The 19,210-nt window shown below is 64.5% G+C and carries 19 protein-coding genes; 16 read left to right on the forward strand and 3 right to left on the reverse strand.

The features are described 5' to 3' along the window. The first annotated feature begins 20 nt into the window (after nt 1-20). The 8 genes from AC5STI_RS01795 (at nt 21) to AC5STI_RS01830 (ending at nt 7,866) form a co-directional block, all read left to right on the forward strand. The gene (locus tag AC5STI_RS01795; protein ID WP_495445376.1) at nt 21-2,801 is read left to right on the forward strand and encodes a hypothetical protein; all 2,781 of its coding nucleotides are present in this window, start codon (nt 21-23) and stop codon (nt 2,799-2,801) included. Continuing rightward, nucleotides 2,798-3,178, forward strand: a complete 381-nt coding sequence (locus tag AC5STI_RS01800) for a hypothetical protein (RefSeq protein WP_475051016.1) — start codon at nt 2,798-2,800, stop codon at nt 3,176-3,178. The genes AC5STI_RS01795 and AC5STI_RS01800 overlap by 4 nt, the downstream gene beginning before the upstream one ends. A gap of 9 nt (nt 3,179-3,187) precedes the next feature. Further along, the gene (locus tag AC5STI_RS01805; RefSeq protein WP_495445377.1) at nt 3,188-4,396 is read left to right on the forward strand and encodes a hypothetical protein; all 1,209 of its coding nucleotides are present in this window, start codon (nt 3,188-3,190) and stop codon (nt 4,394-4,396) included. Between the two features lie 168 nt (nt 4,397-4,564). Further along, a complete protein-coding gene (locus AC5STI_RS01810; RefSeq protein ID WP_475051019.1) occupies nt 4,565-6,097 on the forward strand; it encodes an acyl-CoA carboxylase subunit beta in 1,533 nt (510 codons plus the stop codon). A gap of 80 nt (nt 6,098-6,177) precedes the next feature. After that, nucleotides 6,178-6,606 carry a hypothetical protein gene (locus tag AC5STI_RS01815; protein ID WP_495445378.1) on the forward strand — a complete coding sequence of 143 codons (429 nt, stop codon included), beginning with the start codon at nt 6,178-6,180 and terminating at the stop codon, nt 6,604-6,606. Continuing rightward, nucleotides 6,603-7,097, forward strand: coding sequence for a DUF6497 family protein (locus AC5STI_RS01820; protein WP_495445379.1), 495 nt, complete (start codon nt 6,603-6,605; stop codon nt 7,095-7,097). Before AC5STI_RS01815 ends, AC5STI_RS01820 begins: the two co-directional genes overlap by 4 nt. A gap of 214 nt (nt 7,098-7,311) precedes the next feature. Further along, entirely contained in the window at nt 7,312-7,452 is a 141-nt protein-coding gene (locus AC5STI_RS01825; RefSeq protein ID WP_008556504.1) for a hypothetical protein, read from the forward strand. Nucleotides 7,453-7,521: 69 nt separating this feature from the next. Then, nucleotides 7,522-7,866, forward strand: a complete 345-nt coding sequence (locus tag AC5STI_RS01830) for a hypothetical protein (RefSeq protein WP_495445380.1) — start codon at nt 7,522-7,524, stop codon at nt 7,864-7,866. 86 nt (nt 7,867-7,952) lie between these two features. Here AC5STI_RS01830 and AC5STI_RS01835 read toward each other — a convergent pair whose 3' ends face one another. Then, nucleotides 7,953-9,095 (reverse strand): DcaP family trimeric outer membrane transporter, encoded by a 1,143-nt coding sequence (locus AC5STI_RS01835; protein ID WP_495445381.1) that lies wholly within the window; start codon nt 9,093-9,095, stop codon nt 7,953-7,955. A 677-nt stretch (nt 9,096-9,772) separates the two neighbouring features. Between AC5STI_RS01835 and AC5STI_RS01840 the strand changes: the two genes are divergently transcribed. The 3 genes from AC5STI_RS01840 (at nt 9,773) to AC5STI_RS01850 (ending at nt 12,801) form a co-directional block, all read left to right on the forward strand. Continuing rightward, on the forward strand, nt 9,773-9,976 hold the full coding sequence (locus AC5STI_RS01840) for a hypothetical protein (protein ID WP_495445382.1): 204 nt from the start codon (nt 9,773-9,775) through the stop codon (nt 9,974-9,976). A 128-nt stretch (nt 9,977-10,104) separates the two neighbouring features. Then, the gene (locus AC5STI_RS01845) at nt 10,105-12,150 is read left to right on the forward strand and encodes an acetyl-CoA carboxylase biotin carboxylase subunit (RefSeq protein WP_495445383.1); all 2,046 of its coding nucleotides are present in this window, start codon (nt 10,105-10,107) and stop codon (nt 12,148-12,150) included. Nucleotides 12,151-12,297: 147 nt separating this feature from the next. After that, nucleotides 12,298-12,801 (forward strand): hypothetical protein, encoded by a 504-nt coding sequence (locus tag AC5STI_RS01850; protein ID WP_490398561.1) that lies wholly within the window; start codon nt 12,298-12,300, stop codon nt 12,799-12,801. A gap of 19 nt (nt 12,802-12,820) precedes the next feature. Here the strand turns inward: AC5STI_RS01850 and AC5STI_RS01855 are convergent, their stop codons facing one another. Next, a complete protein-coding gene (locus AC5STI_RS01855) occupies nt 12,821-13,255 on the reverse strand; it encodes a DUF4174 domain-containing protein (protein WP_475051032.1) in 435 nt (144 codons plus the stop codon). Between the two features lie 177 nt (nt 13,256-13,432). Between AC5STI_RS01855 and AC5STI_RS01860 the strand changes: the two genes are divergently transcribed. The 3 genes from AC5STI_RS01860 (at nt 13,433) to AC5STI_RS01870 (ending at nt 17,222) form a co-directional block, all read left to right on the forward strand. After that, a complete protein-coding gene (locus tag AC5STI_RS01860) occupies nt 13,433-14,365 on the forward strand; it encodes a hypothetical protein (protein ID WP_490398560.1) in 933 nt (310 codons plus the stop codon). After that, nucleotides 14,331-16,460 (forward strand): methylmalonyl-CoA mutase, encoded by a 2,130-nt coding sequence (gene scpA / locus AC5STI_RS01865; RefSeq protein ID WP_495445384.1) that lies wholly within the window; start codon nt 14,331-14,333, stop codon nt 16,458-16,460. Before AC5STI_RS01860 ends, scpA begins: the two co-directional genes overlap by 35 nt. A gap of 273 nt (nt 16,461-16,733) precedes the next feature. Continuing rightward, nucleotides 16,734-17,222, forward strand: a complete 489-nt coding sequence (locus AC5STI_RS01870; RefSeq protein ID WP_495445385.1) for an MAPEG family protein — start codon at nt 16,734-16,736, stop codon at nt 17,220-17,222. Between the two features lie 28 nt (nt 17,223-17,250). Here AC5STI_RS01870 and AC5STI_RS01875 read toward each other — a convergent pair whose 3' ends face one another. Further along, nucleotides 17,251-17,898 (reverse strand): imm11 family protein, encoded by a 648-nt coding sequence (locus AC5STI_RS01875; protein ID WP_495445386.1) that lies wholly within the window; start codon nt 17,896-17,898, stop codon nt 17,251-17,253. Nucleotides 17,899-18,075: 177 nt separating this feature from the next. On the opposite strand from AC5STI_RS01875, the gene AC5STI_RS01880 reads away from it, so the two are divergent. Both AC5STI_RS01880 and AC5STI_RS01885 read left to right on the forward strand, forming a co-directional pair. Continuing rightward, entirely contained in the window at nt 18,076-18,684 is a 609-nt protein-coding gene (locus AC5STI_RS01880; protein ID WP_495445387.1) for a VOC family protein, read from the forward strand. Further along, nucleotides 18,681-19,202, forward strand: a complete 522-nt coding sequence (locus AC5STI_RS01885) for a GNAT family N-acetyltransferase (protein ID WP_495445388.1) — start codon at nt 18,681-18,683, stop codon at nt 19,200-19,202. The genes AC5STI_RS01880 and AC5STI_RS01885 overlap by 4 nt, the downstream gene beginning before the upstream one ends. Nucleotides 19,203-19,210 lie beyond the last annotated feature (8 nt).

Genomic DNA, 19,210 nt, shown 5'->3' on the forward strand with positions numbered 1-19,210 from the left:
TTGTTGTGTTGAGGTGATACATGGCCAATACCCCGGATCCGCTTGCCAACAACCCTGCCATCCGCCAGTGGGCCGAACGGTTTTATGCCATCAAGGCCTGGACCATGCCGGATATGCCGGATCCCGGGGATGAGGAACTGGAGGCCCGGCGCAAGGCGGCGCTGGCGGAACTGGCCAAGATCACCATCCCCGCCACTCTCAGCTCCGGCGCCCGGCGCAGCCTGGCGGGCGGGCGCAAGGCGCTGAAAAAGGAAATCCTCGGCGCGGGCGGCGCGGATGCTTTCGATCAGATCGACAGCGATATCCAGGAACTGTCCAGCCAGATCGCCGCGCAGACTGCCACCGCCGCGGCCCGGGGCAAGGCGCAGGCCGCCCAGGCGGAGGCTGAGGCCAAGTTTGCCGCCGTGCGCGACACCCTCGATCAGGGCGCTTTCACCTATCTTGAGGGGCTGATCAAAGCCGCGCACACAGCGATGGCCGCTGCCGTCACGGCCACTGACTTCGAGGCGGTGGAGGCGCAGGCCAAGGAGATCACCGCCAAGGCGGAGGCCGCCAATACATACGGCCTCTACTTCGACAACTGGACCCGCGCGACCCTGTCGCTGATCGAGCCTATGGGCGATCCGGGCAAGGGCACCGCCACAGCCGCCCGCAGCGCGCAGATGAAAGCTGCGGCAGGCCATTCCAAGGCCGGCGATTTCGGCGCAGCCAAGACGGCGCTGGAGTCCTGGAAGGCCAACCTCGGCGACGAGGCGGACATGGCCAAGGCGCTCAGCTTTGACGCGCTTTTGGCGGACTACATGGCAAACACCCATGACCGCTGCGACTTCATCCTGTCCAGCATGGTCCCGGACGCCAAGGATTACCGCAACCACCTGAAGAACGCCAAGAAAAAGGCCTATAAGCAGCAGAAGTACACCGAGGGCGAGGCGCTCTTGCAGGAGCTGATAGATTACAGTTCCCCGGAGCGCGGCGCGCTGGCCAGATACATGCGCACCTTTGATGCTTCGCTGAAGGCGGACAAGGGCTTCCGGGATGCCTTGGCGGCGGCTGATACCAAGCAGAAATTCAAGGGCACCAATGATCCTGCCGGCGCCATGGCGGATTTGAAGGTCTGGGAGGGGGCCAACAAAGTGCTGATGCGCCAGAGCCGGTCCAAACAGATCGTCAAGGCGCTGGAGAAGAAATACCAGGCGCTCCGCCAGGTGCTGACAGAGCCGGAGCTGTCCGATCTGACCGCCACCTGGGATGCGCATAAGGCACTGGCGGACGCCGGCAACTTCGACAAGGACGCAGGCGCCCCGCAGTATCACGCCAAGCTCAATGAGCTGTTCAAGCTGGAGAAAGTGGTGGATGAGCGCCGCGAGATGGCGCTGATCCTGCAGCGCTATCCGGCGGCTGCGGGGTACGATTTCCAGAAACAGGTGGCAGACGCCCTGGCCGCCAAAAAATACTCCGAGGCGGTGGCCGCAGTCCCCGGGGCGCTGGCGCTGCTGCGCGCGATGCCTGCCTATCTGGACGCCCGGCAGGCCGCAGAGGATCTGCTGGCAGTACTGCCCGGCGACGCGGATGAACTGACCGGCCCGCTCGATGCGGCCATCAAGGCGGCAGAGGCCACCGCCCGCGGCGGCGATCCGGCCAAGGCCGCCAGCGACCTGCAGGCGGTGCTGGACGGGACGGATTACATGGAGCTGGTGCTGGCCATGGCGGACTACCGCGCCAAGCTGGCCAAGGTTCAGAAAGAGCACAACCGGACCAAAAAATACCTCAAGCTGGCACCGGCAGAGGATGCGCTGGATGCGTCGCTGAAAACCGCCACGGACCGGGCGGACAATGACAAGGAATACGGCGACGCCTTCCTGATGCTGGACACCCACCAGAAACTGCTGCAGCAGGTCAAGCCCATGGCCACCGCCCGCTTCCAGGTCCAGGGCATCCTCAAGGCGCTGGAGCGGGCCGGCACGGACGCGGGCAAGCTGACGCCCTTCAAGGAGCGGGTCGCGGCCGCCGAGGATGAGGCCAGGAAACCCGACTTCCCCAAGGCCAAGACCGCCTTTGACGGCATCCGCACCGACCTGCAGGCGCTCTGCAAGGAAGCCGCCGAAGACTGCGAGGCGAAGGATGGCGTGGACAGCAACGCGGGCCATTCGCTGGACCGCCACGGCCCGGACGTCAGCGACGACGACCTGATCCAGCGGCTCAAGACCGGCAAACCGCCGAATGCCAAAACCGACGACGAGCGCTCCTACACCGGCGCCTCCTCCAAGTTCCACAGCCCGCAGGACTGGCTGGCCGGCCGCGAACTGGCGGCCCAGGCTGCGCTGGACAGTGATGAGAAAATTGACATCAACGTGACCAAAATGGATGTCTCGGGCAATCCGCTGGACTGGCCCGAGGAAAACTTCGACTGTACCGTCGAGCACGGCCGCCCGATCGACAAGGCCTTTGTTGGCCACAAGAAACACGTGCGCCTCGACGACCATGGCGAACCGATCCCCGACAAGACCTATGAGACCTTTGAGGAGATCGAGGGCCTGACCCGCGCCTATGTGAACTTCATCTGGGAGCCGGACAAGCTGCCCGCCGAAACCACCCCCTTTCCTGCCGATCCGACGGACCACCCCGAGGAAAAGGCCCAGGACAACGCCGACTACTTCGAGAAGTACAAAGAGCGGCACAACACCGCTCCGACGGAGATCCCGGGCCGCTGGGTGATGATGCAGCAATATCCGGTCGCCGACGGCTGGGACAATGAGACCAAGACCTACACCAACGCCAATCCGGGGAACATGATCCCATGAAAATCCGCAAGGAATTGATCGCGGGCTACACGCGTCTGCTGACTATGGGCCGGGCCGTCAACGCGCCCGATCCGATGGCCGATCTGGCCCAGTTCGACGCCGACATCCGCGCCATGCACAGGCGTGCCCACAAGGACGGCAACCTCGACTGGCTGCGGCTGGCGCTGGACTCTCTGATCGCCAATCCGCGCGGCCGCATCGGCCAGTTCGCGGGCCAGCAGTACCCCTTCGACGACGCCGAACTGCAGGCGCTGTTCCGCCGCGCCTATGAGACGATCTGGCCGGATCAGCCGCTGTCAGAGCCCGGCGACGAGGCGGATCTGGAGTTCGTGGATATGAGCGCAGAGGACTGGGCCGCGGCCACCGGCGCCAGCTAGGAGTACACCATGGCAGACCAGGCTTTTGATTCCGACGCCGTCCTGAAGCTCCTGAAAAAGTCCAAGGCTTCCGGCAAGGAGCTGCCCTTTGCCTTCGGGCTGGCGGGCAAACCGGAAAACTGTGGCCTGATGATCGACCTGCGCAAGCCCGGCAAGGTACTGCGCGGCGACCTCAAGAAGATGCGGGGGATCAAGAAAACCTGTTTCGGCACCCTGCGGGTGGAGGAAAACGAGGTTTTCCTGCAGCCGGAAAAGCCGCTCAAGGGCATCGTCAAGCAGCTGAAGAAGAAGTTCAAAACCGAAGGCATGGTCAAGTTCAAGCCGGTGCTGGTCGGCCCCGACGGCAGCATCATTGACGAGGACAGCCTGCCGGATGACGAAGCCGAGGCGCTGGAAGCCAGCGCGCCGGAACAGGCGGACGATGGCGCGGCGGCAGCGTTGAAACAGCGCATCGCCGCCGCCGCGGAAACGGTCAAGGCGCTGGGCAATCCGGAGCTGGCGGGCAAGCTCGCGCCGGAGATCAAGGCCAGCGCCAAGCTGCTTCGGCAGGGCGACCATGACGGCTGTGCCGCCCGGCTCGACCGGCTGGAGGCCGCGCTTGCCAAGCTTCAGGCGCAGCCCAAACCGGCCCCCGCGCAGTCAGAGCAGGCTGCCAAGCTGAGCAAGCTGCTGGCAGCGCAGGCAGCCAGGATCAAGGCCCTGCCGCCGGAGCAGGCCGCACCGCTGGCCGAGCAGGCCCGGGCCATTGCCGCCAGCCTCAAATCCGGCGCCCTGCCGGAGGCCGCGGAGGGGCTGAAGGCGCTGATCGCTGCCCTGGACGCCCCGGCAGAGGCGGAGCAGACGCAGGCCGACCCGATGGAAATCTGGCAGGCCGCCAAGGAGGACGTCGACCGCGGCGTCTCCAGCCTGCAGGACGCGCTCAAGGCGCAGAACCACCCGGTGCTGGCCCAGATTGCCGATGCCGGGCTGGCGGGTGTCACCGACGGCAATCAGACCGCCCTGATGAAAGCGCTGTTCGAGATGAAATCTGCCACCGGCGACGCCCGCAAGGCAGCGGCGCAGGCGCTGCTGGCCCAGATCGCCGCGTACCTCAAGTTCCTCAAGGATGATCCGGTGATCACAATGGTCGAGGACAACCCCTTTGGCGTTTCCGTTCCGGTCAAGGCGCCGCTGACGGCAGCATTGCGGCAAATGGCGGATATCGCAAAAGCCGCCTGACCCCGCTGTCCGGCTAGCGACGCACAGCGGGCAAAGGATGGCCGGACTTTGCTGATTTTCAGGTTTGCTAACATCATATGCAAACGGTTTGCAAATTTGCGAAAATTACCTTTGGCTTGCTGCGCGCGCAATATATGGTCCCGGTGAAATCTACAGGGGACATGTGCCATGAAAGACATTCTTTCCGAGCTGGAAGACCGCCGCCAGGACGCGCGGCTGGGCGGCGGCCAGCGCCGCATCGATGCACAGCACGGGCGCGGCAAGCTGACAGCCCGCGAACGGATCGAGCTGTTGCTGGACGAGGGCAGCTTCGAAGAATTCGACATGTTCGTCAGCCACCGCTGCGCCGATTTCGGCATGGAAGACAACAAGCCGGCGGGTGACGGCGTGGTGACCGGCTGGGGCACCATCAACGGCCGTCAGGTCTATGTCTTCTCCCAGGACTTCACAGTTCTGGGCGGCTCGGTCTCCGCGACCCACGCCCAGAAGATCTGCAAGATCATGGACATGGCGGTGCAGAACGGCGCGCCTGTGATCGGCATCAACGACTCCGGCGGCGCCCGCATCCAGGAAGGCGTCGACGCGCTCGCAGGCTACGCCGAGATCTTCCAGCGCAACATCATGGCCTCCGGCGTGATCCCGCAGATCTCTGTCATCATGGGCCCCTGCGCGGGCGGGGCGGTCTACAGCCCGGCGATGACCGACTTCATCTTCATGGTCAAGGACACCTCCTACATGTTCGTGACCGGCCCGGATGTGGTGAAAACCGTGACCAACGAGGTGGTTACGGCTGAGGAACTGGGCGGTGCCTCCACCCACACCCGTAAATCCTCGGTCGCCGATGGCGCCTTTGAAAACGACGTGGAAGCCCTGGCCGAGGTTCGCCGCCTGGTCGATTTCCTGCCGCTCAACAACCGCGAAAAGCCGCCGGTGCGCCCGTTCTTTGACGAGCCCGGCCGCATCGAGACCAGCCTCGACACCCTGATCCCGGAAAACCCCAACAGCCCCTATGACATGAAGGAGCTGATCACCAAGGTCGCGGACGAGGGTGACTTCTACGAAATCCAGGAGGATTTCGCCAAGAACATCATCACCGGCTTCATCCGTCTTGAGGGCCAGACCGTGGGCGTCGTCGCCAACCAGCCGATGGTGCTGGCGGGCTGCCTCGACATCGACTCCAGCCGCAAGGCCGCCCGCTTCGTGCGGTTCTGCGACTGTTTCGAAATCCCGATCCTGACCTTCGTCGACGTGCCGGGCTTCCTGCCGGGCACCTCCCAGGAATACGGCGGCGTCATCAAGCACGGCGCCAAGCTGCTGTTTGCCTATGGCGAAGCCACCGTTCCCAAGGTCACCGTGATCACCCGCAAGGCCTATGGCGGCGCCTATGACGTGATGGCTTCCAAGCACCTGCGCGGCGACTTCAACTATGCCTGGCCGACCGCCGAGATCGCGGTGATGGGGGCCAAGGGCGCCACCGAGATCATCCACCGCGCCGATCTGAACGATCCCGAAAAGATCGCTCAGAAAACTGCGGAGTATGAAGACCGCTTCGCCAACCCCTTCGTGGCGGCCGAGCGCGGCTTCATCGACGAGGTGATCATGCCCCAGTCCACTCGCCGCCGGGTCAGCCGCGCCTTTGCCTCCCTGCGGGGCAAGCAGCTGAAGAACCCGTGGAAAAAGCACGACAACATCCCGCTGTAACAGCGGATGTGTCAGCGGGGGCTGTCTGCCCCCGCACCCCCGAGGATATTTTTAAGCCAGATGAAGAGGGATCCGGTAGCTTGACCCGCAGCCGTTGGCATATCACCCGCACAGACAGCAGCCTGACGCTGTCGCGCCGCCTGCCTGCGCGCTTTGACGTGGCGGCGGAAACGGTGCTGCCCGCCGGCGACCCGCTGCGGCTGGCGCATCAGATCCGTCAGGATATGTGGCGGCGCCTGCAATCCTTGCGCGGCTTCTCCCCGGTGGTGGAAATTGCCGCTGAAGGGCAGGGGGTCAAGGTGCGCGCTGGCGGCCAAGTGACGGGCCGGGTGCCTTCAAATGCCGCCGGGCAGATCGCTGAGGTTCTGGAAAACCCCGCCAGCCGCGCCCGCTGGATCCGCCATGCCGGCCGGGGGCAGGGGAATGCACTGCGTGATTCCCGGGCAGATGCGAGGGAATCGCACAGATTCGCGGCAAAAATTGACATGAAGAGCGAATCAGCGTCATGATCCGCTCCAGACGATATCAGACAGCGCGCGCGACTTGCGCAGCGCCTGCAGCTCCGGCCGGAGGAGCCCGGGTAACCGGGGGCCGGGGCTGCGGATATCTGGCGGCCATCCCCTTTGCGCTCTTTGCCCAGGCCGCGCTGGCCGCGGACGCCATCGCCGTGCCCTCGGGCCAGCCGGTGACCCTGGCCGAAGTGCTGCTGGACGAAGCACCCGGCCAGCCGGACCAGACTTGGGCCAGGTTCCGCTTTTTGGCGCCGCAGATCGCCCGCGGCACCGGCACCGTCAGCTATGACACCGCGGCCCCCGACATGGATCACCTGTGCGGCACCCTGGCGCTGCCCTATCTGGCCGAACACGGAATGACGGCCGCGCGGGTGGTGATCTCGCTTTCGGACCGGGAGGTGCCCTTTGGCGTGCAGGATCCGGAAGCGACCCAGTTCTTTGAAGCCTACCGCCCCGACGGCACGGCCTGCATGTGGGAGGCTTTCTGATGCGTCCACAATATCTTGCGGGGCAAAGCTCAGATCGGCGGAAACTTGCGGCATTGCAGCCACAGCGCTGCCAATTGCCGCGATTTGCATGTGACTCGGATGTAAACCCGGCTATCCTCGGCACGGGCAGTTGGTTGACTGCCTTCGCATTGAGGTTGAGGCAGGCGGCGGGCACAGCCCCCGCAGGTTTCACAAATTTTATCAGGAGACAGAAATGTCCAAGAGCATCAAGCTTATCGCCCTGGCTGGCCTGCTGGCCGCTGTTACCGCCTGCGCCCAGCAGGAAGAAGAATTCGTCGTGGTTGAGCCGCAGCCGGTCTCGCAAGAGCCGGAATTCACCGGCAAGTACAACTAATCCCTACAGGGGTCCGGCCCTGCGGCCGGCCCCCGCCGCCCCGTGGGGTGCCGGACCGGAGGCACCCAAATGCTGAAACACCGCGGGTTCCCGGGCCGTATGCCCGGCACTGATTTCCAATTCACCATCCGCCGCCCCAACCCCAAGGGGGCCACGCCGCTGATCCGGCGCGAGCGCTTCCGCGACCGCAAGAACGTCGACAAACGCGTCGACCAGACGTTCATGCAGGCGCTGTGGGAGCAATTCGGCGACCAGCCGTTTGAACGCGGCAACCTTGATGCCGGCCGTCTTAGCTGGCTGTTCGGCCGCGAGGTGATCCCGGCCGAAGAACCCTTCGATCCCGAAAGCTATGAGGCACTGCTGGTCATTGACGAATCCGTGGCCCGCGCCTCTTTCCCGGAGGCGTTCAGCTGATGCGGGCGCCCCGCACGCATAGCACCCCGGGAACCCCGCAAGTTTCCTTGCGGGGCAGGGGGCGCTGCTGCGGGGCGGGCCGCCGCTCAGAAGTCCAGCTGCACCGCCAGCTGGACCCGGTCGCCGTCAAAGGTGCTGCCGGAGACGGTGTCGTTGCGCCCGCCAAAGATGTACTCGGCGCTCAGCGTCAGATTGTCGGTCGGGCTGAAGAACGCATTGACGTGAATGGTCTCCAGCTCGGTAAAGGACAGCGCGCCGGTCGAGGTCGGCAGGTCGTAATCCTCGCGCCCGTAGCCGATGCCGACATTCCATTTCTCGCCGATGTCCTGGCGGAACTCGAGGGTGTAACCCTCGACGTCATTGGCCTGACCGCCAACAATGGCATCGCCAACCCCGATCAGCAGCGGCCCAAGGGCTTCGCCGTCGACGTAAGTGGCCTGAAACAGTCCGCCTTCCCAGGGGGTGACCGCGCCGGACAGGGTGACGCCGGTCTGATCCGCTTCAGCGCCGCCGCTCTCGATGGTGCCGGTCAGCCCGGCAATCCGCGCGGTGAACAGGTCTTTGCTGTATTGCGCGGCCGCGGTGAACACCGGATCGCTGGACGAGGAGCTGTTTTCCTCCAGCGACAAGCTGTAATCGAAGCCGCCGCCAAAGCTGTTGCTGTAGCGGATCTGCGGCACGCGGGCAAAGGCGATGCCGACAGGGCCGTTGAACTCCACGCTGGCAGGGTACTGGCCCAACGGCATGAAGTTGGTCCAGGTCTGGCCAAAGGTCCAGTGATCGCCGATCTGGATATTGGCGTGGCGCAGCCGCAGTTCGGACCGGCCGCCCGAGGCGAACAGGTCGAATTCCAGCTGCCCGCGCAGGGTGCCGATATCGCTTTCGGTGGTGGTGCGGATGCCCAGGCGCGACTGGCGCACGGTGGCGCCGAACTCGCCGCCGGTGGCGTTTACCGGCTCACCGATATTGTTCACAAATGCAGTATCGCCCTGAGTGAAATCAAAGTCGTAATAGAAATCGGCCTTGGCATAGCCGTAGATGTCGACCGCGGTATTGCCCAGCCGGAAATCGCCGGAGGCGCCGGTCACCTGCTGGTTACCGGCCTCCAGGGCCTCGACGCGGTTGCGCAGCTCCTGCAGCTCGGACTGCGTGTCTGCCTGGGCCAGCCCGGCGCTGCCGGCAAGCGCTGCGGCAGCCAGGGCGAAACGCCCCTTTTGCACCTTGATCATGGGGTTATCCCTCCTCCTTGCGTGGTGTCGGGCCACGCTTTCACGGGGGGCAAACAAGGGGAAATGACATCCAAGGGAGTGACCGTGACCGCGGGCGCCGGGAAAAGTGACGAATTCCCACGACGCGGTCCCGCAGATGTGACCGCATCCGCCAAACCTTTGGCTGCACGGCAAAACCTGGCGCCGCAATTCCCCCGCCGGTCACGCGGGCGCAGCAGCGGCGGCCGGGCTGGCTCTGATCCGCGCCGCCTCCGTAACGGTTATGTGACAGCACCGCTGCGCAGCCGCGCCAGCAGCCGCCGGGCCAACCGTTATGTCGGCGTGAATCTGCACACGGCCCGCGGGATTCAGCAGGAATCTGCCCAAATCAACGGCCCCGCATTTCCTGTGCTTACAGCGGCCTCCGCGGCGTGCATCGTGAGTCAAGCAGCGCAGCCACGCTGCTGTGCCGAGCATCTGTTCCGGCCCCTTCGCCTGAACGGGCAGGTACGCGACCCCATCCGCGGCCTGCCCGTCTTTTATCCCCTTCAGGCAGCGGCGGAAGCTTGCCATTCGCCCCCCCCGATGCGGCAAGCCTCCGCCCATGTGAAGGGGCGTGTCTCTCCGCCGTTGCACCTGACCGTTCCGCCTGCAAATTCCGCAGGGACACTGACGTCCCCGGAAGAAGGAACATGGACATGCGGGCAAAATCTCTTATCGCGGCGCTCTCGCTTTGCGGCGTGGCGGCGGCGTGCGGCGACACCACTGGCGAGCGGGTCGTTTACGGCGCAGGCGCCGGCGCAGCAGGCGCTGCGCTGCTGGACGCCAACCTGGTCACCGGCGCCGCTGTCGGCGTTGCCGCAAACCTTGTTTACTGCGAACAAAACCCCCGCAAATGCTGAGGCTGCCGCAGCAGCTCTGAAAAGCGGCCCCGCCGGGGCTGCACATCCTATCGCGCTTACGCCGTGCCCGGGCTTGCCCCGGGCGCGGCGTTTTGCATTCCGGAATACCAAGAAACAAGGGACTGCCTATGTTTGATAAGATCCTGATCGCCAACCGGGGCGAGATCGCCTGCCGCGTGATCAAAACCGCGCGGAAAATGGGCATCAAGACCGTTGCCATCTACTCCGACGCCGACAAGCAGGCCCTGCATGTGCAGATGGCCGACGAGGCTGTCCACATCGGTCCGCCACCGGCCAACCAGTCCTATATCGTGATCGATAAGGTGATGGAGGCGATCCGCCAGACCGGCGCGCAGGCGGTGCATCCGGGTTATGGTTTCCTGTCCGAGAACTCCAAGTTCGCCGAGGCGCTGGAGGCCGAAGGCGTCGCCTTTGTCGGCCCCCCGAAAGGCGCGATCGAGGCGATGGGCGACAAGATCACCTCCAAGAAAATCGCCCAGGAGGCCGGCGTCTCCACCGTGCCCGGTTACATGGGGCTTATTGCCGATGCCGACGAGGCGGTGAAGATTTCGAATGAGATCGGCTACCCGGTGATGATCAAGGCCTCTGCCGGCGGCGGCGGCAAGGGCATGCGGATCGCCTGGAACGACGACGAGGCCCGCGAAGGCTTCCAGTCCTCCAAGAACGAGGCCGCGAACTCCTTTGGCGATGACCGGATCTTCATCGAGAAATTCGTCACCCAGCCGCGCCACATCGAAATCCAGGTGCTCTGCGACAAGCACGGCAACGGCATCTATCTGGGCGAGCGCGAATGCTCGATCCAGCGCCGCAACCAGAAAGTCGTGGAAGAGGCCCCGTCGCCCTTCCTGGATGAGGAAACCCGCAAGGCGATGGGCGAGCAGGCCGTCGCGCTGGCCAAGGCTGTGGGCTATTCCTCCGCAGGCACCGTGGAATTCATCGTCGACGGCGACAAGAACTTCTATTTCCTGGAAATGAACACCCGCCTTCAGGTGGAGCACCCGGTCACTGAGCTGATCACCGGCGTCGACCTGGTGGAGCAGATGATCCGCGTCGCCGACGGGGCGGAACTGCCGCTGCGCCAGGAGGACGTCAAACTCACCGGCTGGGCGATTGAAAACCGCCTTTATGCCGAGGACCCCTACCGCGGCTTCCTGCCGTCCATCGGCCGCCTGACCCGCTACCGCCCGCCGCAGGAAACCGCCGCAGGCCCGATGCTGGAAAACGGCAAGTGGCAGGGCGATGCACCGGCGGGCGAAGCCGCCGTGCGCAACGACACCGGCGTCTATGAGGGCGGCGAGATCTCGATGTACTACGACCCGATGATCGCCAAGCTCTGCACCTGGGCGCCGACCCGCGAGGACGCCATCGGCGCCATGCGCACCGCGCTCGACAGCTTCGAGGTAGAGGGCATCGGCCACAACCTGCCGTTCCTGTCGGCGGTAATGGACCACCCGATCTTCATCGAGGGCTCGATGACCACCGCCTTCATCGAGGAGCAGTATCCCGAGGGCTTCGAGGGGGTCGAACTGCACAGCGACGACCTGCGCAAGATCGCGGCGTCCTGCGCCGCAATGCACCGGGTTGCCGAAATCCGCCGCACCCGCGTGTCCGGCCGGATGGACAACCACGAGCGCAAGGTCGGCACTGATTGGGTCGTCACCCTTCAGGGCCAGTCCTTTAACGTGGTGATCGACGCCGACCGCGAAGGCGCCACCGTCAATTTCGAGGGCGGCGGCAGCTACCGTGTGACCTCGGACTGGACGCCGGGCGACCAGCTGGCCACCCTGCAGGTGAATGGCGAGACCCTGGTGCTGAAGACCGGCAAGGTGACGCAGGGCTTCCGCATCCGCTCCCGCGGCGCCGACCTCAAGGTGCATGTGCGCACCCCGCGCCAGGCTGAGCTGGCGCAGCTGATGCCGGAGAAGGTGGCACCGGACACTTCCAAGATGCTGCTCTGCCCGATGCCCGGCCTGATCGTGAAGGTCGATGTCGAAGTGGGGCAGGAGGTCCAGGAGGGCCAGGCGCTCTGCACCGTCGAGGCGATGAAGATGGAAAACATCCTGCGCGCCGAGCGCAAGGGCGTGGTGTCCAAGATCAACGCCGCCGCGGGCGACAGCCTGGCGGTCGACGATGTGATCATGGAATTCGAATAATGCACCGCGGGGCAGGCACATATGCAGCCGGGCAGGCGGGTTTTCCCGCCGCCGCTGCCGTGCCTGCCCCGCACCACATGGTGCCATGCACCGAATCTTCAGGAATTTCCGCGACACTCAGGGCGTTTGACGACCTCAAGGTGCCGCATGATCCGTCTTCTGACCTGCCTTTTGACCGCTCTGGCGCTCCTGTCGGCTTGTGCCCTGGACGAGGAGGAGGCGCTGCGCGCCCGGCTCTCCGGCTGGGTGGAGCTGGGGGAGACGTTCTTTTTCCAAAGCTCGATGAGCTGCACCGCTGCGGTGTTTCACACGGCGGAACATCCGCGCATCACCTCGCTGGTGGACCGCGCGCGCTCTCTCAACACCGGCATGAAGATGCTGGAGGCGGGCAAACCGGTGATGTTTGCGGTCTCCGGAAAATCCCCCAACGCGGTAACAGAGGACATCATGTCCCGCGACCTGCCGCAGGGGCTGGGGGTGCTGAATTCGGGGCTGGCAGGGGTCAGCTGCATGACCGATCTGGTCAAGTCAGTCTATTACCAGGCGATCCGCAATCCGGCCTCCAGCCTTGTCTTCGTGCCGGAAACCGGCGCGATGGTGGTGCTGGACAAGCAGGCAATGGCGCTGATCTACGTCCGCGGCAACGGGTAGACGTTCAGCGCAGCCAGGCTCACCCGCCGCGCCGTTCCTCCACTTCGCGCAAGCGTTCCGGGAACTTGTCGATGGTGCGCGACAGCTCGCGTACCGTCCAGGGATGCGGCTTCCTCAGCTTGACGCCGCCGTCCTTGCCCACCAGCACCAGCATGAACCCGCGGGGCCGCAGCTTCTTGCGCAAGGCAGAACGCGCCGCCGGATCGGTATCGGTCAGAACCACCACATCGCGCTCGCGCAGGGCTTCGGCGCCCTGCATCAGCCGTTCGATCTGCTCATGGTACCGGGGGTCCTCGGGGCTGTCGGCAAACACCACCACCGGGCGGTGCGTCCACTGGAATTCCTCCAGGTCCCCATCGTACCCGGGCTGGATCAGTTCAGGCGCGCTGCCATCGGCCGCGACGGCCGCCAGCGGAAGAAAACCTGCCAAAACAACGGATAGGATTGCTTTCATGATCTCTCCTGTTCCGTTGAATATATGTGCGGCGGCGGCAAATGCGACGGAGAAAACCCGCACACGGGCAAAAAATATCATCGTTAACGGGATAATGAGGGGTTGCCGGCCATGATTGTGCAATTCCCCTTGACCGGGCTGCGGCCTGCGGCCCTCCAGCAGAGGTCCCGTAACACGATGAAAGTCATCCTTCATACCGGCGCGCACCGCTGCGCGACAACATCCTTTCAGGAATATCTGCGCCAGAATGCCCAGGGGCTGAACAAGCAGGGCGTCAGCTTCTGGGGCCCGTACCGCACGCGCAACGGCCTGTTTCACGGCATTCAGCCGGGCCCGGTGCCGGTGACGGGCCGCGACCCGGTGCAACGCGCTCAGGGGCGGCTGCAGATGCGGATGGCCGGCTGCCGCGACCGGGGCATCCGCCACCTGCTGGTGAGCGAGGAAAACATGATCGGCGCGGTGCGCCAGAACCTGCGCCTCGGCGACCTCTACAGCGGCGCCGGGGAACGCATGGCGCGGTTCGCCCAGGCTTTCGGCGGCGCGGTGACCGATGTGGCGCTCTCGATCCGCAGCCTCGACAGCTACTGGACCTCGGCGCTGGCTTATGCGGTGGCGCGCGGCCACAAGATGCCGACGGCGAACAGCCTCGACCGGCTGGCCTATTCGCCGCGCAGCTGGCGCGACGTGATCACCGATATTGCCTGCGCGATGCCCGGCGTGCGCCTGCGGGTGCTGCCGTTTGAAACCTTCGGCGCCCGGCCGGAGGCGGCGCTGGAGACCCTCACCGGCATTGAGGCGCCGCGCACCCACGCGCGGGTGCGCCTGAACGCCTCGCTCTGCCTGCAGGACCTGCGCGCCAGCCTGCCGTCCTCCGCAGCAGCCCAGCTGCCGGAAGGGACAGGCCGCTGGCGCCCCTTCGACGACGCGCAGACCGCATATCTGCGCGAGGCTTATGCCGACGACATGATGTGGCTTGCGGGCGGGGCGGACGGCCTCGCTGCGCTGGCACAGGACCCGGATAAACAGGCGGCGGGCACGAACCCGCCCCGTATCGCACTGACAAGAGGAAGACCTGATGACAAACAAAGACGAATGGCGGGCTCTGGCTGAGAAAGAGCTGCGCGGACGGGCGGTCGATGACCTCAACTGGCAGACGCTGGAAGGCATTGAGGTCAAGCCGCTTTATACCGAAGACGACACCAAGGATCTGCCCCACATGGGCACGCTCCCCGGTTTCGGACCCTTCACCCGCGGGGTGAAGGCCACGATGTATGCAGGCCGCCCCTGGACCATCCGCCAGTACGCGGGCTTCTCCACGGCGGAAGAATCCAACGCCTTCTACCGCCGCAACCTTGCCGCGGGCCAGCAGGGCGTCTCGGTCGCCTTCGACCTCGCCACCCACCGCGGCTATGACAGCGACCACCCGCGCGTGGTCGGCGATGTCGGCAAGGCCGGTGTGGCCATCGACAGCGTCGAGGACATGAAGATCCTGTTCGACGGCATCCCGCTCGACAAGGTCTCGGTCTCGATGACCATGAACGGCGCGGTGATCCCGGTGCTGGCCTCCTTCATCGTCGCAGGCGAGGAACAGGGCCACGACAAGTCCCTGCTTGCGGGCACTATCCAGAACGACATCCTCAAGGAGTTCATGGTCCGCAACACCTATATCTATCCGCCGAAGCCCTCGATGCGGATCATCTCGGACATCATCGAATACACCTCGAACGAGATGCCCAAGTTCAACTCCATCTCGATTTCCGGCTACCACATGCAGGAGGCCGGCGCGAACCTGGTGCAGGAGCTGGCCTATACCATCGCTGACGGGCGCGAATACGTGCGCGCGGCACTGGATGCCGGCATGGACGTGGACAAATTCGCAGGGCGCCTGAGCTTCTTCTTTGCGATCGGCATGAATTTCTTCATGGAAATCGCCAAGCTGCGCGCCGCCCGCACCCTGTGGCACCGGGTGATGACCGAATTCGGCGCCAAGTCCGAACGCTCCAAGATGCTGCGCACCCACTGCCAGACCTCCGGCGTCTCGCTGCAGGAGCAGGACCCCTACAACAACGTGATCCGCACCGCCTATGAGGCGATGAGTGCGGTCCTCGGCGGCACCCAAAGCTTGCACACCAACGCGCTGGACGAAGCCATCGCTCTGCCCACCGACTTCTCCGCCCGCATCGCCCGCAACACCCAGCTGGTGCTGCAGGAGGAAACCGGCGTCACCAACGTGGTCGATCCGCTGGCCGGCTCCTACTACATCGAAAGCCTCACCAACGAACTGGTCGAAAAGGCCTGGGCGCTGATGGAAGAGGTCGAGGAGATGGGCGGCATGACCAAGGCCGTCGAGAGCGGCATGCCCAAGCTGCGCATCGAAGAGAGCGCCGCCCGCCGCCAGGCGATGATCGACCGCGGCGAAGAGGTCGTGGTGGGCGTCAACAAGTACCGCAAGGACAAGGAAGACCCGATCGACATTCTGGATGTCGACAACCACGCGGTGCGCGAGGCGCAGATTGCACGTCTGCAAAAGATGCGCGAAATCCGCGACGAGGCTGCCTGCCAGGCCGCCCTCGACGAACTCACCCGCCGCGCCGCATCAGGCGAGGGCAACCTTCTGGAAGCCGCAGTCGAAGCCGCCCGCGCGCGGGCCTCAGTCGGAGAAATTTCCATGGCGATGGAAAAGGAATTCGGCCGCCACCGTGCGGAAGTCAAAACCCTGGCCGGCGTCTATGGCGCGGCTTATGAGGGCGACGAGGGCTTTGCCGCGATCCAAAAGTCGATCGAGGATTTTGCCGAGGAAGAAGGCCGCCGCCCGCGCCTTCTGGTCGTCAAGATGGGCCAGGACGGCCACGACCGCGGCGCCAAGGTGATTGCGACCGCCTTTGCAGACATCGGCTTTGACGTCGACGTGGGCCCGCTGTTCCAGACCCCGGCAGAGGCCGCCCAGGACGCCATCGACAACGACGTCCACGTGATCGGCATCTCCTCCCAGGCCGCGGGCCACAAGACCCTCGCGCCGCAGCTGGTCGAGGCGCTGAAGGCGGAAGGCGCGGAGGACATCATCGTGATCTGCGGCGGTGTGATCCCGCAGCAGGATTACGAGTTCCTGTACAGCAAGGGCGTCAAGGCGATCTTCGGCCCCGGCACCAACATCCCGGAGGCGGCCCAGGACATCCTGCGCCTGATCCGCGAAGCCCGCGCTTAAGCAAACGGCACCTGTGGGGGCAGGGGAGGCTCTCCCGCACCCGCAGGTGCCTGCCCTTCGGGCAAACCCCTTGGCGGCTTTGGGCATGGCAGCCAGCCTTTCAGGCTGGCTGCCGGCATCGCGCGCCCAACCGGCGCGGATGTGCCCTTGGCACAGCCAGCGGCGGGCGGGAGCGCCTGGTTCCCCGTATCTGATACCCGCTGGCCGCAGCTTTCCGCCGCAGCGGCCGTGCTGCGCCTTGGCAAACCGCCAAACCGGTGGTTGAGTGGCGCAATGCTGCACTCCAAACGTCCTCAGATCCTCACCGGCATGGCCCTAGGCGCGCTCTGGGGCGTGCTGGTCACCGGCCTGCCGCAATGGCTGGGCCTGCCCTATATCCCGGCGCCCATCGCCTTGCCCGGCGCCTTCCTTCCGCCCGGTCTGGTCCTTGCGCTGATCATCGCCCGCCTGGCGCAGCGGCGGTTCTTCGACGATGCCATCATCGACGGAGAGCCCTTCGCCCCCGGCTCCCCGGCCGAGATCGACCAGCGGGTGCTGACCAACACCACCGAGCAGCTGGTGCTGGCGCTCGCTGTCTGGCCCTTCGTTGCCGTCACCCTGGGCGGCGCGGTTGCCATCGCACTTGGCCTGTCCTTTACGATCATGCGGCTCTTGTTCTGGGGCGGCTACCACCTGTCGCCGCCCTTGCGCGGGTTGGGCTTTGCCGGGACCTTTTACCCGACGGTGATTGCCGGGATCTGGGCACTGGCGGTTTGGGTTTAAGCCGAACCTGCCGTGACCTTCTCCGCGGCTAGACCAAGTTTACTTCTTGAAACTCATATGTTCCCGGCGTCACAGCTTCGATGGCTTCGCGGAAAACGTCGTCGCAAAACCATTCAGAAGTTTCTGCATCGCGCATAAGGTGGTGACCGGAAAACTGGTCTTTCCGAACAAATATTTCTTCAGCTAGGCACGGTGGCAGAAATCTAATGTTGCCAAATCTTGGATTTTTGACGGGCCTTGTTTTTGTGAGCCTAGTGTCCAAGAGCTCTGCGGCATTGAATACATTTGCAACGAAGTAAGGCTCGGGCACCTCTTTATTGTCGTGTAAGGACCAGAAGTTTCGAATTGGAATGATCTCGCAATTGCCTTCTGCAAATTTCTGAAACACCTCACAAATGCCTTGGTGAGCAAAGGGAGCGCCGGTGAAGTGAGCGTTCTTGAGGCTCATAAACGTATCGGGCAGGTTGTCATTGCGCGCGAAACTCAAAGCCCAATGCGCATCAATCTCATTCCTGATCTCCGCAGGTAGCTGACCCAAGGGAGCCCTGTCTGCATCGGTACAGTACCAGAAATCTTTGCCCATACCCGACCCAGGCTGGCGAAGTTCCTTGGTTGCCGACCAACCCACTCCGGCTGAAATCGCATTCAAACTGGTGTCTAAGTGATAGACTTTCATTACTTTCACTTTCAAAGGAAATAGGTAGATAACATTCAGGAGGCGGCAGTTTCTAAGGCCTACTCTAACCTTTGTGCTTGGCCAACAGGAAGCTTCCTCCATTCCTTCTGACAGAAATTCCCGCCTTGCACCCCGCCGCAACCCGGCTAGTCTCACGCGCAAAAGGGGAGGGCGGACATGATACTCGATCACCTGGCAGTGGCCGGCGCAACGCTGGAAGAGGCTGTCGCCCATACCGAAGACGCGCTCGGCATTTCCCTCGGCCCCGGCGGCTCTCATGCCCGCTATGGCACCCATAACCGGCTGATCGGGCTGGAGGAGGGGCTTTACCTGGAGGCCATCGCCATCGACCCGGATACCCAGCCGCAGGAGCAGCCGCGCTGGTTCAACCTGGACCGCCTCAACGGCCCCGCACGGCTCAGCAACTGGATCCTGCGCGCCGAAGACCTCGAAGCAGAGAAATCGCTGCTGCCGCCCCATGCGCAGCGCCACGTGGCGATGCAGCGCGGGCACCTGCGCTGGCTGATGACAGTGCCCGCGGACGGCCTGCTGCCCTATGGCAATATCTTTCCTGCGGTCCTGCAATGGCAGACAGAGCCGCCCGCGGGCAAACTGCCGCAATCGGGCTGCCGCCTGACGCGGCTGGTCCTCAGCCACCCGGAGGCCGCAGCGCTGCAAACTGCGCTGGACCGGATCCTTGACGACCCGCGCATCAAGGTGGAGCAGGGGGCGCCCGCAATGATGGCGGAGTTCGAGACCCCGCATGGAAAAAGGCAGCTCAGATGATCATCCGCCCCGCAACTCCCGCGGATGCCGAAGCCGTCTGCGCCATCGCCAACTGGGTGATCCGCGACACGCTGGCGACCTTCAACACCGTCGAGAAGACACCGGACCAGGTGCACCAGCAGATCGCCGCCAGCAACGGCAGCTATCTGGTGGCGGAGCAGGACGGCCGGGTCCTGGGCCACGCTTATTTCTTCCCGTTCCGCTCCGGCCCCGGCTACCGGTTCACGGCCGAACATACCGTGCATCTGCTGCCGGCCGCGCAAGGCAAGGGGGCTGGCCGGGCCTTGATGCAGGCGCTGGAAGGCAAGGCGAGAGAGGCGCAGATCCACGTCCTGATCGCCAGCGTCAGCAGCGCCAACCCCGCAGCCATCGCCTTTCATGCCGCCCTGGGCTATCAGGAAACCGCCCGGATGCCGGAGCTCGGCTGCAAGAACGGCCTCTGGCTGGATACTGTTTTTATGCAGAAAATTCTGACGCCGGGCATTCCCGCCCCTGACAGTTCCGCTAAACCCGGATAGGCTGAGCC

It is taken from the genome of Leisingera sp. CC-HEC096 (genome assembly GCF_059429235.1).

Coding starts and splice junctions, on each gene's coding strand:
- AC5STI_RS01795 (WP_495445376.1), top strand. CDS start 21: ATGGCCAATACCCCGGATCCGCTTGCCAACAACCCTGCCATCCGCCAG.
- AC5STI_RS01800 (WP_475051016.1), top strand. CDS start 2,798: ATGAAAATCCGCAAGGAATTGATCGCGGGCTACACGCGTCTGCTGACT.
- AC5STI_RS01805 (WP_495445377.1), top strand. CDS start 3,188: ATGGCAGACCAGGCTTTTGATTCCGACGCCGTCCTGAAGCTCCTGAAA.
- AC5STI_RS01810 (WP_475051019.1), top strand. CDS start 4,565: ATGAAAGACATTCTTTCCGAGCTGGAAGACCGCCGCCAGGACGCGCGG.
- AC5STI_RS01820 (WP_495445379.1), top strand. CDS start 6,603: ATGATCCGCTCCAGACGATATCAGACAGCGCGCGCGACTTGCGCAGCG.
- AC5STI_RS01825 (WP_008556504.1), top strand. CDS start 7,312: ATGTCCAAGAGCATCAAGCTTATCGCCCTGGCTGGCCTGCTGGCCGCT.
- AC5STI_RS01830 (WP_495445380.1), top strand. CDS start 7,522: ATGCTGAAACACCGCGGGTTCCCGGGCCGTATGCCCGGCACTGATTTC.
- AC5STI_RS01835 (WP_495445381.1), bottom strand. CDS start 9,095: ATGATCAAGGTGCAAAAGGGGCGTTTCGCCCTGGCTGCCGCAGCGCTT.
- AC5STI_RS01840 (WP_495445382.1), top strand. CDS start 9,773: ATGCGGGCAAAATCTCTTATCGCGGCGCTCTCGCTTTGCGGCGTGGCG.
- AC5STI_RS01845 (WP_495445383.1), top strand. CDS start 10,105: ATGTTTGATAAGATCCTGATCGCCAACCGGGGCGAGATCGCCTGCCGC.
- AC5STI_RS01850 (WP_490398561.1), top strand. CDS start 12,298: ATGATCCGTCTTCTGACCTGCCTTTTGACCGCTCTGGCGCTCCTGTCG.
- AC5STI_RS01855 (WP_475051032.1), bottom strand. CDS start 13,255: ATGAAAGCAATCCTATCCGTTGTTTTGGCAGGTTTTCTTCCGCTGGCG.
- AC5STI_RS01860 (WP_490398560.1), top strand. CDS start 13,433: ATGAAAGTCATCCTTCATACCGGCGCGCACCGCTGCGCGACAACATCC.
- scpA (WP_495445384.1), top strand. CDS start 14,331: ATGACAAACAAAGACGAATGGCGGGCTCTGGCTGAGAAAGAGCTGCGC.
- AC5STI_RS01870 (WP_495445385.1), top strand. CDS start 16,734: ATGCTGCACTCCAAACGTCCTCAGATCCTCACCGGCATGGCCCTAGGC.
- AC5STI_RS01875 (WP_495445386.1), bottom strand. CDS start 17,898: ATGAAAGTCTATCACTTAGACACCAGTTTGAATGCGATTTCAGCCGGA.
- AC5STI_RS01880 (WP_495445387.1), top strand. CDS start 18,076: ATGATACTCGATCACCTGGCAGTGGCCGGCGCAACGCTGGAAGAGGCT.
- AC5STI_RS01885 (WP_495445388.1), top strand. CDS start 18,681: ATGATCATCCGCCCCGCAACTCCCGCGGATGCCGAAGCCGTCTGCGCC.